Source organism: Neptuniibacter sp. 1_MG-2023 (genome assembly GCF_030547185.1).
Classification (GTDB): domain Bacteria; phylum Pseudomonadota; class Gammaproteobacteria; order Pseudomonadales; family Balneatricaceae; genus Neptuniibacter.
In genome coordinates this window covers 63,298-75,577 of the sequence record NZ_JAUOQR010000009.1, presented here as the reverse complement: position 1 = coordinate 75,577, position 12,280 = coordinate 63,298, and the positions used below count along the sequence as shown (strand labels likewise).

Here is a 12,280-nt window from a genome sequence, read left to right as displayed (position 1 = left end):
GAGTTTTCATATGAGCATGCGTATAGCAATCAATGGCTATGGCCGTATTGGAAGAAACATCCTTCGTGCAATTTACGAATCCAACCAACAAGGCGAAATACAAATTATCGCCATCAACGACTTATGCGATCCAAAAGTAAATGCCCACCTAACTGAATACGATAGCGTGCACGGACGTTTTATGTATAACGTCACAGCCGAAGATCATTGTTTAGAAATAAACGGAGATCAGATAGAAATCCTTAAAGAAAAATCCATAAGCGCCCTTCCCTGGAAGCGCCTAGAGATAGACATAGTATTTGAGTGCACAGGGCTTTTTACAAATAAAGACGCAGCAATGGAGCACATAAAGAGTGGTGCTAAACGCGTACTAGTATCCGCCCCTACCAAAAATGCTGATGCCACAATCGTTTATGGCGTAAATCACAACACCCTAACTAAAAACCATTTAGTAATCTCTAACGCCTCATGTACCACTAACTGCTTGGCACCTATGGCTCAAGCACTCAATAACACTATAGGTATCAGCTCAGGCCTCATGACAACCATTCATGCTTACACTAACGATCAACACCTAACAGACGCATTTAGTGGTGACTTATATAGAGCGCGTGCCGCGGCAACATCGATGATTCCAACAAAAACAGGCGCAGCAGATGCAGTAGGAATTGTCCTCCCCGAGCTTGCAGGAAAGCTTGCTGGCATGGCCGTACGCGTTCCAACAGCCAATGTATCACTTGTTGATTTAACCTTTACACCCAGCACACCAACAACCGCAGAGACTATCAATAACATTATGAAAGAGGCCTCTAAAGGCTCAAATAATAGCGTGATCACCTACAACGACAAGCCATTAGTATCTGTTGATTTTAATCACCAACAAGCCTCTTGCATCTTTGACTCCACCCAAACTATCTGTACCCAGGAGCAAGCCAAGGTCTTTGCTTGGTACGATAACGAATGGGGGTTTTCAAATCGCATGCTGGACACAGCAAAAGAGATAGCCAAAATTGGAGGCTTTTAAGACCAGAAAAACAGATAGAACCAAACTCACAGGTCGTTAACGAAAAGCAATACTCCTACGGCCTGTGCAACTATTCTGCAGTTTTTATTTTAGAAAGGTAGAGGTCCAAATTGTTACATCTATCCGGCTCGATAATATCTCGCTGCAACTGACGTCTTATACTATCTGGTATTTCATCAACTTCAGTGGCTGTAACAATTTGATCTTGCTCTTGAATTAAATAGGACGGACTGTATCTTGAAACCTGTATATAGGTAATACCTTCCCTATCAATTGATGCATAGCTGATTTCTGAGAAGCGATTATCATTTAAGTCACCCACAATATAACCAGCTTCACATGCTGAGTTTAGCGTTTTTCCTGCCGCAGTAGGCTCAAGAATATCGGTTGGATCCACTCCATTATCCATAGACTCTAGAAAGGCAGCTTCACTTGATGCTGATTCATTAGACGCAATTTTAGTTGATGGTCTAGTATCAAGCGCACTAAAAATTTGGCCACCGACAACACCAACGGCCAATAAAATTAATACCCCTTTAGATAAACCACCCATGCCATTCTCCCTTAGGCCCTTAACACGCTAGGCGATAACCACTCATTCCATTATAGCAGCACATAACGGCTCAGCCAGCTGCTGCAGAGCCCTAATGAATTTTCAAATCAAACCTATATCTAATTGCTAGGATTATAACTTGGTAGCTTAAATAGCATTATTGTACTGAGGTACAAGAGCATAGATACATTAAGACATAATCCCAATAACGACACATCACCCCAAGATACACAGAGACAGAAAAGTTAAAGGCCGCTAAATTCCACACCAACTAAGCTGTAAAAAAGACAACAAAAAAACGGACAGCACTCACTTGCGGGGCTTAAAAACATCAAAAAACGCGGGACTCGAGCCCAAGCCTGAATCGGAATACGAAATAATATGGATAATTGAACTTATGACGCCGCCTGTTATGCGTATAACAAATCTGACGCCCAGGCAGGCAATGGTTTCTTATGCTCAGTGATCGCTTGATTCCGAATAGTAGCTACTTGCTCATACGGACTGCAGCAACTGGAATTATCTAAAATTCTTACATGATCACATAGAGGAAGTACGCTTCGGACATTTGCTAACGTTCTCGGGATACGGGCCTCTACCTTATCATCCGGCACAAAGTGTCCACCTTCCTCTACTCGTTGAGATATTCGAGCTTTATTCAATGAAAGGCTATCAACATGAATAAATACTAAAACAACCTGATAACCCAACGCTTTAGCCTTAGCGACAAAGTCGATTTTGGAGGGATGAGAAAAAACGGTTTCAAAGCAAAAATTAGCACCATCGATCAGTAACTGCTCACGCATTTGCGTAGCTAACTGAGCAGCCTCGTAACTATTGCCTTCTGGATCATCAGGAAAGACTTGCTTTGCGAGCACATCGGCATTAACAAATGGCACACCCTTTGGTTCAAGGTATTTACGGTAGAAGGTGCTTTTGCCTGCACCATTTCCACCAACAAGCATCCATAACTGCTTGGAATTACTCACAAATCACGCCAGCGGATGGGGTAAATTTACCATTTTCGAACTGACCTACAATAACAGTGCCATCTAAAGCAATCTGCTCTAGCATTCCAGGATATTGAGCTGAAGCCTGATATCTTAATGAGCTAGAAGTAATATTATCTTGGAGACAACCCGCTACCCGATCATCTTCCAATATATCAAAGAGTCTATCAGGATCTACAGTTGGACCATCTACCGGCTCTACTTTAACTTTTACCAATCCTGCATAGAGCTGTAGCAAAGTCTCTGGCGTAATTACTTTAGATACACTGCGCCCAATGTCCGCCCAATACTCGATCTGCTCCGCTGTCGAACGGTGGAGATGCTTTCCTGATAGTTTGGCTTGCTCTACTAGGTTTGCATCTAAACGCAACGGGGAATGTGCTTTTGCCATATCGTACGCTCTATCATTTTATTAACTCTTTACTGATTGTAGCAGATCGCTACAAAAAAGAGCTATAGCCTTAAGCTAATCGAGACTTGACTGGCCTATCAAGGCAGCACTCATTCGGCACTCGAGTGGGCTATAAATTACAGGAGCATACATAAAAAAAGACAACAAAAAACCCCGAAAGCGTTAACTTGCGGGGTTTAAAGTGCACCACGAAAAGTGGTGCCCGGGACCGGACTCGAACCGGTACAATCTTACGATCGGGAGATTTTAAGTCTCCTGTGTCTACCAATTTCACCACCCGGGCGAATTTTAATGGAGGCGCGGGTCGGAATCGAACCGGCGTACACGGAGTTGCAGTCCGCTGCATGACCACTCTGCCACCGCGCCTCTATAACTTGATCTAGCATATGGAGCGGGAAACGAGGTTCGAACTCGCGACCCCAACCTTGGCAAGGTTGTGCTCTACCACTGAGCTATTCCCGCTCTGCTGTAACAAGTGGTGCGTATTATAGAGTTCCCCTATTATAAGTCAACACTGTTACGATAAAAAAATTATGCTTAATTATTAACCACTTACATCTCTTCAGATAAAGCGGGCCAAGCAGCTCTAAGATACTGATACATAGACCATAAAGTTAGAATTGCTGCTATATACAACGCCGCAATCCCAGCCCAAGAAATAGTCGTATAAGGCTCAGTAACAATCATCAACATAATGGCCAACATCTGCAAGGCAGTTTTCACCTTACCAATGTAAGAAACCGCAACATTTGAGCGCTTACCTACCTCTGCCATCCACTCACGTAGGGCTGAGATGACAATCTCTCTGCCGATAATAACCACGGCGGGAATCGTAATCCACCAATTTGCGTACCCTTCTACTAGCAATGCAAGCGATATAGCCACCAGTAACTTATCAGCAACAGGATCTAAAAAAGCCCCAAAAGGCGACGCTTGATCCAATTTGCGAGCTAAATAGCCATCGAGCCAGTCCGTAAAGCCGGCGATAGCAAACACGCAACCTGTCGCTATAGGTGCCCATTCATAAGGTAAATAATAAACGAGTACGAATACAGGTATTAGTAAAATGCGTAAGCTTGTCAGTATATTTGGTATTTTCATCAATTCTTATACATCAGGATGAAGTGCCGAGTAGATCTCTTCGGCTATGGTCTGGCTTATGGTAGAGACTTTTGCAATTTCTTCAATACTCGCACGCTCAACTTCTTGTATTCCACCGAAATGACGCAGTAATTCACGCCGTCTTTTCGGGCCAACGCCTGGAATATCCTCTAAAACTGATTTTTTACGAGCTTTACCTCGTCTTGCCCGGTGGCCTGTAATAGCAAAACGGTGGGCCTCGTCTCTAATATGCTGCATTAAGTGCAAGGCCGCTGAATCGCTTTCAAGTACAGTTTCTTCGCCGGTATCACCTGATATTAACACTTCAAAGCCAGCTTTGCGCGTAGGGCCTTTTGCGATACCAATTACAAGCACGCCACTGATCGACAGCTCATCTAATACCTCCATAGCCTGCGTGACTTGACCTTTACCGCCATCAATAATCAAAACATCAGGTAGCTTCCCTTCACCTTTTTTAAGACGGGTATAACGCCGATGTAAAGCTTGGTGCATAGCGGCGTAATCATCGCCGCCGGTAATGCCTTCAATATTAAAATGCCGGTAATCACTTTTAAGAGGGCCGTTACGATCAAACACTACACAAGAAGCAACCGTTGCTTCACCTGAACTGTGGCTAATATCAAAACATTCTAAACGTTGCGGCACTTCTTCAAGTCCAAGAAGCTCTTGAAGTTCCAAATAACGATTATAAATATTCTTTTTATTGGCTAGGAAGCTATTCAGCTGTTGCTCGGCATTTGTATATGCCAATTTTTGCCACCCTGCTCTTTCGCCTCTGACCTGATGGGTTAAGGTGACTTTTTTATCTTTTGCTTTTGCCAACGCGTCTTCTATACAAGATTTATCTGTAACCTCATCAGAAGCAATAACATAAGATGGAATATCTCGAACGCCGCTAAGATACCACTGTGCAATAAACGATGAGAGTATCTCTGATTCACTCTCCTCTATAGCCACTTTGGGGTGATATGATTTACTACCAATAATACGACCACCACGAACAAAAAGCATATGGATACAAACACCGCCAGGCTTTATCGCACAGGCAATCACATCGGCATCACCCTGCTTACCTGACACATATTGCTGTTCCTGTACTTTCTGCAAGCTGATCAATTGATCACGGTAGGTCGCCGCCTGCTCAAAATCCAAGTCATTCGAGGCTGATTCCATTCGGCTCGCCACCTCATCCATGACCGCACTATTTTTTCCTTCTAGAAACATAGCCGCATGACGTATATCTTCTCGATAAGCTTCTTCTGAGATAGCTTCAACACAAGGGGCTGTGCAGCGTTTAATTTGATACTGAAGACAAGGTCGTGAACGGTTTTTGAAGAAGCTCTCTTCACATTGACGTATTTGAAAGATTTTTTGCAGTAAGTTCAAACTATCTCGAACAGCCCCACCGCTAGGAAATGGACCGAAATAACGCCCGCTTTTCCGTTTAGCTCCACGACTAAACTGGACAGCCGGATAGGCGTGCTTATCGGAAATGAAAATATAGGGGTAGGACTTATCATCCCTAAGCAGGATATTGTAGGGCGGTCTATATTGCTTTATTAGGTTCTGTTCTAGCAGCAGCGCTTCGGTTTCACTATTAGTGACCGTTACATGCACATCGGCTATTTTAGCGACTAATGCGGCTGTTTTTATGCTCAGTCCCGTCGCTCTGAAATAGCTACTAACGCGATTCTTTAAGTTTTTAGCTTTACCAATATAAAGCAACTTATCAGCCTGATCATACATCTGATAAACGCCAGGGCGTGTTGTAAGCTGCTTAAGGAAGCCTTTGGCATCAAAGCCCTCTGTCGTATTATCCTGTTGCACGCTTAATTATCTGCCATCGCCTCAAGTTTACGAGTATCCATATATTCATGGGTGGCTATACGATGAATCTCTTCAAGGGTTTCAAGAGTTTCATCAGTAATACCTGCGCCTCTAGATAAAGAAACTTCAAGATAAACGCCAATTTCTGCGTAATAGCAAAGCTGAGCATCAGTGCTGCGCGCTCTACGCAACTTCATAAGTGAAATTTGAGCCCCATTAACTATGATACTGTTAATATCAGAATCAGAGAGCATCACTTCACGGTTTTGCTCATTTAACGGTTTTTTATTGCTATTTGTGCTGCTCATTATTTCTCTCTTAATCCAAATTCGAGTTAAGGCATACTTTAAGCGATTAAAGCCCTATGTGTAACTAGATAATTCATATGATAGACGACCTTTTTTGGATATTAAAATGCCCCTCTTTAATGAAGCTGACCAATGATGAGATCACATCAGCAGTCGACTGGATTAATGAAGCTGAAACCCCATTAGCTTTTGAAACGCTAGAGGTGGCTTCAACCCATAATCGTATAGGTCACTACTACGAGCAACTTGTTAATCAAGTTATCAATAAGCAGATACAACCAATTGAATTAAAAAGAAATATACAAGTCATAGAACAAAAGAAAACTCTCGGCGAATATGACTTCCTAGGCCGAACAGAGCAGTACGATTTTCATCTAGAATGTGCAGTTAAATTCTATCTTTGTGTAGGTGACGGCAGCCAACTTTCTCACTTCATCGGACCTAATAAACGGGACCGATTAGATCGAAAACACCAACGATTATTGAACCACCAACTTCGCCTATCTGATAGCCCTGCTGGTCGCGCTCAGTGCGAGGTGTTAAATATACACCCTTCCAAAAAACTTATGTTGTTACAAGGTTATCTATTTTACCACTTGTCACAACCGTGCAAATTAAGCACCTTACATCCTGAAATCAACCCTGATCACAAAAAAGGCTGGTGGATAAAGCAACAGGAACAACATCTGCTCAGCGAGCAATTTAATTATGCTATTCTCGAAAAACCTTATTGGCTATCACCTAAGGTAAACAGTCTAAAAACACTAAACCAATTTAAACTAGTTATAGACGGCTCGGATAAACCGTTATTGGTTGTTAGGTTTGATAAAACAACAGGAGGAGAAGTCGATCGGGGGTTTATCGTACCTAATCAATGGTGCGAATAAGAGGAAGTATACTGCCCTACAGTAATTCAGGCAGACTAACCATTGTCAGCCTGCCTGACAAAATTACAACTTATTTTTCTGCAGAAGCAGCGTCTTTAGCTATAACTTTTTTAAGGGTTGCGATGCCAACCACTGTGCCAATAATCATCGCGGCAACAATAACTAAGCTTGGTGCAACAGAGATCAAACTATACTTATCCATAGAACGGTCCTTGGTATTCTTTAATAATAATTTTGAGATCGACTTTATTATATAGTTTCAAATGATGATGTCTATCCGCATCTAGGCCACAAAAACCATACTAAACAAGGGGTTTTATTTATCCGTTTCTAATCGCTTCAGCAAACTTGAGGTATCTAAACGCCCACCTCCCATCGCTTGCACGTCCGCATAAAACTGATCCACTAATGCGGTAACAGGTAAACGAGCGCCATTTTTACGAGCTTCAGAAAGCACTATATCAAAATCTTTCCGCATCCAATCGACAGCAAAACCAAATTCAAACTCATTATTAATCATCGTTTGATGGCGATTAGCCATCTGCCAAGAGCCCGCAGCACCATGCTGAATTACATCGAATACTTGCTCAGCATCCAGACCTGAACATTTGGCAAAATGAACCGCCTCAGAAAGGGCCTGCACCAATCCACCTATACAGATCTGATTAACCATTTTGGCTAGCTGTCCTGAGCCTACCTCTCCCAGTAAACGTATAGATTTTGCGTAAGCCTCAATAACTGGCGAGGCTTTTGCGAACGACGTTTCATCGCCACCAACCATGACACTTAATACACCATTTTCTGCACCTGCCTGACCACCTGAAACGGGCGCATCAAGAAAGCCAACATTTTGTCCTTGAGCGATTGCATAGATATCTCTAGCCACTTCTGCTGAAGCGGTTGTATGATCAACGAGTATCGCGCCCGCTGAAATACCTTTGAGAACGCCGTCTTCACCACAAATTACATCACGCAAATCATTGTCGTTACCTACACAAACAAATATGATCTCTGCGCCTATTGCGGCCTCTGCTGGCGTAATGCCGTAGCTACCTTTGTGTTCCTTCACCCAGCTTTCAGCTTTACTTGTTGTTCGGTTATAGACTTTAACCTGATGGCCAGCTTTAGATAAATGCCCTGCCATTGGGTATCCCATAACGCCTAAGCCAATGAATGCTACGTTCATAATCATCCTATAAATTGCTGGTTAAACTAATGAATTGGTACTAAAAAAAGCCACATGACGACTTAAAAGAATCAACAGTTAAGCAAAAGCATCTCTTTTTTTCTAGTTGTTTATAAAGTTTAAGTAAACATTGGGCCGCCAAGCATTAGCTAAAAATATATCTATAAGATTAAGGTAACAATAAGCAGCATAAGGTAAAACAACCCTCACTAATTTGTTAGAATGATTGAAAATCATTAGTAGGTAATCAAATGAAATTCCGTAAAATTATTGGCCTTATGCTGATGCTATTTATTACCTTCAGCATGACTCTTAGCGCACATGGGGAAACAGGCTCTGACCTTTATAAACTCAGCCTAAAAGATGCAGATAATGAAACGGTGAACCTTGCAGATTATAAAGGAAAAATAATACTCCTTAATTTCTGGGCCACATGGTGTCCGCCTTGCGTAAAAGAGATGCCATCCATGCAGCGGTTAAAAGAGCATTTCTCTGAGCAACCTTTTGAAATAATAGCGATCAATATTGGTGAAAGCTCAACAGCAGTTTCTAGCTTCTTACTTGAGCTTGAGATAGAACTGACCTTCCCCATCTTACTTGATGAAGAGGGAGAATCTTATCAACGATTTGGTATAAGAGGTTTGCCAATGACCCTTCTTCTGGATAAAGAAGGTGAGTTAATTTTACGAACCTTGGGCGGTAGAGATTGGGATAGTGATGACTCCATCCAATTAATAAACAAAGCTCTCCATTAAAAGACAAATAGATCATTAACGCCTAATAAAAAAACCGGCTTACAAAAGCCGGTTTATCTTTAGATAACTCACGTTATTCAGCCGCAAATACGGCCGCAGCCGCTTGCGCTGCAACACCTATATTAATAGGTGCTTTCATATCAACTAAAGTGTTTTCCAATGCATCTAAGCAAAGCATAACATTACGTTGCGTTGCCGCTGAGCCCATCAAACCTATGCGCCAAACTTTACCAGCTAAGGCGCCGAGACCGGCTCCGATCTCAAGATTGTAGTTTTGCAGTAATGCGGTACGTACCGCTGCATCATCAACACCTTCAGGGATATAAACTGAATTCAGTTGCGGTAAACGACTATCTTCCTCAACTAAAAAGCCGATTCCCATAGCCTCTAAACCTGCGCGCAGCGCTTGATGATGCTTTTCATGCCGAGCCCAAGCATTTTCTAAGCCCTCCTCCTCAAGCATAACTAACGACTCGTGAAGCGCATATAAAGAGTTTACCGGCGCAGTATGGTGATAAGCGCGCTTACCGCCCCCTCCCCAGTAACCCATCACTAAGTTTGTATCTAAAAACCAGCTTGGAACAGGCGTTTTACGGTTTTTAACTACATCGACCGCCTTATCACTAAAGCTAACCGGCGAGATACCCGGAGGACATGACAAACACTTCTGCGTACCTGAATAGATCGCATCAATACCCCAGCCATCCACATCAAGTTCAATACCACCTAATGAGGTAACTGCATCGACAATAGACAGTGCATTATTAGCATGGGCGATGGCGCAAAGGGCCTTAGCATCCGAGCGAACACCCGTGGACGTTTCTGCATGCACAAAAGCCAAGGCTTTAATATTTGTGTGCTCCGCAAACGCAGCTTTTACTTTCTCTACGCTAACCGGAGCTCCCCACTCATCTTCGATAAGAATGCACTCACCACCGAAGCGAAGGACATTTTCCTTCATACGTCCACCGAATACACCGTTTTGGCAAACAATAACTTTGTCACCAGGCTCAATAAGGTTAACAAAGCAGGCTTCCATTCCAGCGGAACCTGGGGCCGAAATAGGCATAGTTAACTCATTGTTAGTTTTAAAACAGGTTTTGAGCATCGCTTTCACTTCATCCATCATACGGATGAATTCAGGATCAAGATGCCCAATCGTTGGTCGCGCCATAGCGGCAAGCACACGAGGACTTACATCAGAGGGACCAGGGCCCATAAGTGTACGTACAGGGGGGTGAAAAGAAGTTGTCATTATAGAGCCTTATTTAACGCTTGCTAAAGCTGGTAAATTATTAAGGCTCTATTTGTATCAGTTGACGGCTAACTCATCAATCATTGCAATGATCATTTCTGCAGAATGTTTAGCGGCGGTTGTTAAAAACTGATCGAAGGAAACTCCTGACTCTTTACCGGCAATATCAGAAAGTGCGCGAATAATAATAAAGGGAGTTGAAAATTGATAGCAAGCTTGTGCTATAGCTGCAGCTTCCATCTCGACCGCTTTCATCGTAGGAAATAGGCTACGCTTACGCTCAACTCGAACGGGATCGTTCATAAATTGATCGCCGGTAGCGATCAAACCACGTACCGTTTTGACTCCATCCATACGAGAGATACAGCGTTCAGCGACAGCGGCTAAGGTTTCATCGGGCATAAATGAAACAGGCTGTTGAGGGACTTGTCCATAAGCATAACCAAACACGGTAAGGTCAACATCATGATGACGAACCTCAGACGAGATAATCACATCGCCTACATTCAGCTCTGGATCGAAACCACCAGCAGAACCTGTGTTTATGATGCAATCAGGCTTAAACATTTGCAGTAAAATAGTCGTGCCTATAGCCGCGTTTACTTTACCTATGCCCGACTTGAGTAAGACAATATCTTTGCCGTGTAATTGCCCTGTATGTATATGATATCCGGCAACGGTGTGATCCTCTCTATTTTCAAGAGAGGCCTTAAGCAGTTTCACTTCTTCATCCATTGCACCGATGATTCCGATGCGTACATTACCGCTTTTCTGCTTAAGCAGATCAGCCATATTTTGATCTGTGCTCATTAGAGACTGTTACCGTCGTTTTATTATATAAAGTATGTTGAGAATCCGTCGCGGATTAGATCACAGCTGTCAACAAAAAAATAGCATTGAAGTCTTGCTTATTCGACGATTACGACCTTTTTCTTCATCTCTCGTAAATTATCCGCACGTTCATTGATATAGCGCTGAAATTCGGGCTCTCTTTCATATATTTTTTGACTTACATATTCCAAAGCCGCTTGGAAATGAAATGACCTTACATAACTATCAATCCTAAAACGCTCTTGATGATTTGTATCAAATAACACGAGACTAGGGAAATAGGTTAAGCCTAGATCATCCGCCCACTGCTTAGCTGTTTTAGGCGTTTGATCCGGTAGCGCAAGTAGCGTTTTTTCATCAGACAGATCAACTCTTAACGCTTGATAAGACGACAGTAGCTGATGGGTATCTTTACGCGATAACACCGTTTTATGAAGCTGTTCACAATCCGCACAGCCAGGGTATTCAAATAGTATAGCAACGGGCTGATCTGTATTTAATTGGGATGATGTTTTTAGCTCGTTAAAAACCGAGGAAGGGTAAAGCTCAACGCCATTCGCTTTACTGATAATCTGTTGGGCTAAAAATGGTTCTTGTGAACCGCTAATCACATAGTCCATAATTTTGGCGAGCATCGCTTTACTACGATAACCATCAATTCTTAGACTAGGTTCTGGATCCCCTGTAAAAAAGACAAGCGTTGGCGTAAATTGTACTTTCCATTTAACCGCAAGCTCTTTCTCTGTAAATACTTCACCGCTAGGTAATGTTATCTCTCGATCTCCCCATAAATTAAGGGCAATAACATCAAAATGCTCCTGAATAAAGACGCTTAACTGAGGATCCAAAAAGGTTTGCTGCACTAAGTTATAGCAATAAGGGCAACCAGCCTGATGAAAATAAAGTAATAGGCTTTTCCCCTCCTCGTCCGCTTCTTGAATATCATCGGCAAGGTCTAAAAAACTGTCTTTAAACCAATAAGGCTCCTCAACTACAGTACCTGAATAGTTAATGATCTGAGTACCCACCTCAGGCTCATCGGCATAAGCATTGATTACACCTAAGCTTATTACAACTAAAAACATCAACCATTTATGCATTTAACCACCT

At 42.6% G+C, this 12,280-nt stretch carries 14 protein-coding genes and 3 tRNA genes; 3 read left to right on the top strand and 14 right to left on the bottom strand.

Features of this window, described 5'->3' with window-relative positions; genetic code table 11:
- Positions 1-10 precede the first annotated feature (10 nt).
- The gene (gene gap, locus Q4492_RS11300) at positions 11-1,024 is read left to right on the top strand and encodes a type I glyceraldehyde-3-phosphate dehydrogenase (RefSeq protein WP_303417971.1); all 1,014 of its coding nucleotides are present in this window, start codon (positions 11-13) and stop codon (positions 1,022-1,024) included.
- 70 nt (positions 1,025-1,094) lie between these two features.
- Here gap and Q4492_RS11295 read toward each other — a convergent pair whose 3' ends face one another.
- From Q4492_RS11295 to Q4492_RS11255, 9 genes are all read right to left on the bottom strand, one after another.
- Positions 1,095-1,577, bottom strand: coding sequence for a hypothetical protein (locus Q4492_RS11295; RefSeq protein WP_303417969.1), 483 nt, complete (start codon positions 1,575-1,577; stop codon positions 1,095-1,097).
- A gap of 410 nt (positions 1,578-1,987) precedes the next feature.
- Positions 1,988-2,566, bottom strand: coding sequence for an AAA family ATPase (locus Q4492_RS11290; protein WP_303417967.1), 579 nt, complete (start codon positions 2,564-2,566; stop codon positions 1,988-1,990).
- Positions 2,559-2,978, bottom strand: a complete 420-nt coding sequence (locus Q4492_RS11285) for a hypothetical protein (protein WP_303417965.1) — start codon at positions 2,976-2,978, stop codon at positions 2,559-2,561. The genes Q4492_RS11290 and Q4492_RS11285 overlap by 8 nt, the downstream gene beginning before the upstream one ends.
- A 217-nt stretch (positions 2,979-3,195) precedes the next feature.
- Positions 3,196-3,282, bottom strand: a tRNA-Leu gene (locus tag Q4492_RS11280).
- A gap of 9 nt (positions 3,283-3,291) precedes the next feature.
- Positions 3,292-3,365, bottom strand: a tRNA-Cys gene (locus tag Q4492_RS11275).
- A 21-nt stretch (positions 3,366-3,386) separates the two neighbouring features.
- Positions 3,387-3,461, bottom strand: a tRNA-Gly gene (locus Q4492_RS11270).
- 90 nt (positions 3,462-3,551) lie between these two features.
- A complete protein-coding gene (gene pgsA, locus Q4492_RS11265; protein ID WP_303417963.1) occupies positions 3,552-4,100 on the bottom strand; it encodes a CDP-diacylglycerol--glycerol-3-phosphate 3-phosphatidyltransferase in 549 nt (182 codons plus the stop codon).
- 6 nt (positions 4,101-4,106) lie between these two features.
- Positions 4,107-5,948 (bottom strand): excinuclease ABC subunit UvrC, encoded by a 1,842-nt coding sequence (gene uvrC, locus Q4492_RS11260; RefSeq protein WP_303417962.1) that lies wholly within the window; start codon positions 5,946-5,948, stop codon positions 4,107-4,109.
- Positions 5,949-5,950: 2 nt separating this feature from the next.
- Entirely contained in the window at positions 5,951-6,256 is a 306-nt protein-coding gene (locus Q4492_RS11255; protein WP_303417960.1) for an excinuclease ABC subunit C, read from the bottom strand.
- A gap of 77 nt (positions 6,257-6,333) precedes the next feature.
- On the opposite strand from Q4492_RS11255, the gene Q4492_RS11250 reads away from it, so the two are divergent.
- Complete coding sequence (locus Q4492_RS11250) at positions 6,334-7,143, top strand: DUF1853 family protein (protein ID WP_303417958.1); 810 nt, start codon at positions 6,334-6,336, stop codon at positions 7,141-7,143.
- Positions 7,144-7,213: 70 nt separating this feature from the next.
- Here the strand turns inward: Q4492_RS11250 and Q4492_RS11245 are convergent, their stop codons facing one another.
- Complete coding sequence (locus Q4492_RS11245; RefSeq protein ID WP_269454613.1) at positions 7,214-7,345, bottom strand: hypothetical protein; 132 nt, start codon at positions 7,343-7,345, stop codon at positions 7,214-7,216.
- Positions 7,346-7,459: 114 nt separating this feature from the next.
- Positions 7,460-8,329 (bottom strand): NAD(P)-dependent oxidoreductase, encoded by an 870-nt coding sequence (locus Q4492_RS11240; RefSeq protein WP_303417956.1) that lies wholly within the window; start codon positions 8,327-8,329, stop codon positions 7,460-7,462.
- Positions 8,330-8,580: 251 nt separating this feature from the next.
- On the opposite strand from Q4492_RS11240, the gene Q4492_RS11235 reads away from it, so the two are divergent.
- Positions 8,581-9,084 carry a TlpA disulfide reductase family protein gene (locus Q4492_RS11235; protein ID WP_303417955.1) on the top strand — a complete coding sequence of 168 codons (504 nt, stop codon included), beginning with the start codon at positions 8,581-8,583 and terminating at the stop codon, positions 9,082-9,084.
- A gap of 73 nt (positions 9,085-9,157) precedes the next feature.
- On the opposite strand, the gene Q4492_RS11230 is transcribed toward Q4492_RS11235, so the two are convergent.
- The 3 genes from Q4492_RS11230 to Q4492_RS11220 all read right to left on the bottom strand — a co-directional run bounded on the left by Q4492_RS11230 (position 9,158) and on the right by Q4492_RS11220 (position 12,270).
- Complete coding sequence (locus Q4492_RS11230; protein WP_303417953.1) at positions 9,158-10,339, bottom strand: alanine--glyoxylate aminotransferase family protein; 1,182 nt, start codon at positions 10,337-10,339, stop codon at positions 9,158-9,160.
- A gap of 57 nt (positions 10,340-10,396) precedes the next feature.
- Entirely contained in the window at positions 10,397-11,149 is a 753-nt protein-coding gene (gene mtnN, locus Q4492_RS11225) for a 5'-methylthioadenosine/S-adenosylhomocysteine nucleosidase (protein WP_303417951.1), read from the bottom strand.
- 98 nt (positions 11,150-11,247) lie between these two features.
- On the bottom strand, positions 11,248-12,270 hold the full coding sequence (locus Q4492_RS11220; RefSeq protein ID WP_303417949.1) for a thioredoxin fold domain-containing protein: 1,023 nt from the start codon (positions 12,268-12,270) through the stop codon (positions 11,248-11,250).
- Between the last annotated feature and the right edge of the window lie 10 nt (positions 12,271-12,280).

Bases quoted from the DNA above. Each gene is read 5' to 3' on its own strand.
- gap (WP_303417971.1), top strand. From the start codon at position 11: ATGAGCATGCGTATAGCAATCAATGGCTATGGCCGTATTGGAAGAAAC.
- Q4492_RS11295 (WP_303417969.1), bottom strand. From the start codon at position 1,577: ATGGGTGGTTTATCTAAAGGGGTATTAATTTTATTGGCCGTTGGTGTT.
- Q4492_RS11285 (WP_303417965.1), bottom strand. From the start codon at position 2,978: ATGGCAAAAGCACATTCCCCGTTGCGTTTAGATGCAAACCTAGTAGAG.
- pgsA (WP_303417963.1), bottom strand. From the start codon at position 4,100: ATGAAAATACCAAATATACTGACAAGCTTACGCATTTTACTAATACCT.
- Q4492_RS11255 (WP_303417960.1), bottom strand. From the start codon at position 6,256: ATGAGCAGCACAAATAGCAATAAAAAACCGTTAAATGAGCAAAACCGT.
- Q4492_RS11250 (WP_303417958.1), top strand. From the start codon at position 6,334: ATGATAGACGACCTTTTTTGGATATTAAAATGCCCCTCTTTAATGAAG.
- Q4492_RS11245 (WP_269454613.1), bottom strand. From the start codon at position 7,345: ATGGATAAGTATAGTTTGATCTCTGTTGCACCAAGCTTAGTTATTGTT.
- Q4492_RS11240 (WP_303417956.1), bottom strand. From the start codon at position 8,329: ATGAACGTAGCATTCATTGGCTTAGGCGTTATGGGATACCCAATGGCA.
- Q4492_RS11235 (WP_303417955.1), top strand. From the start codon at position 8,581: ATGAAATTCCGTAAAATTATTGGCCTTATGCTGATGCTATTTATTACC.
- Q4492_RS11230 (WP_303417953.1), bottom strand. From the start codon at position 10,339: ATGACAACTTCTTTTCACCCCCCTGTACGTACACTTATGGGCCCTGGT.
- mtnN (WP_303417951.1), bottom strand. From the start codon at position 11,149: ATGAGCACAGATCAAAATATGGCTGATCTGCTTAAGCAGAAAAGCGGT.
- Q4492_RS11220 (WP_303417949.1), bottom strand. From the start codon at position 12,270: ATGCATAAATGGTTGATGTTTTTAGTTGTAATAAGCTTAGGTGTAATC.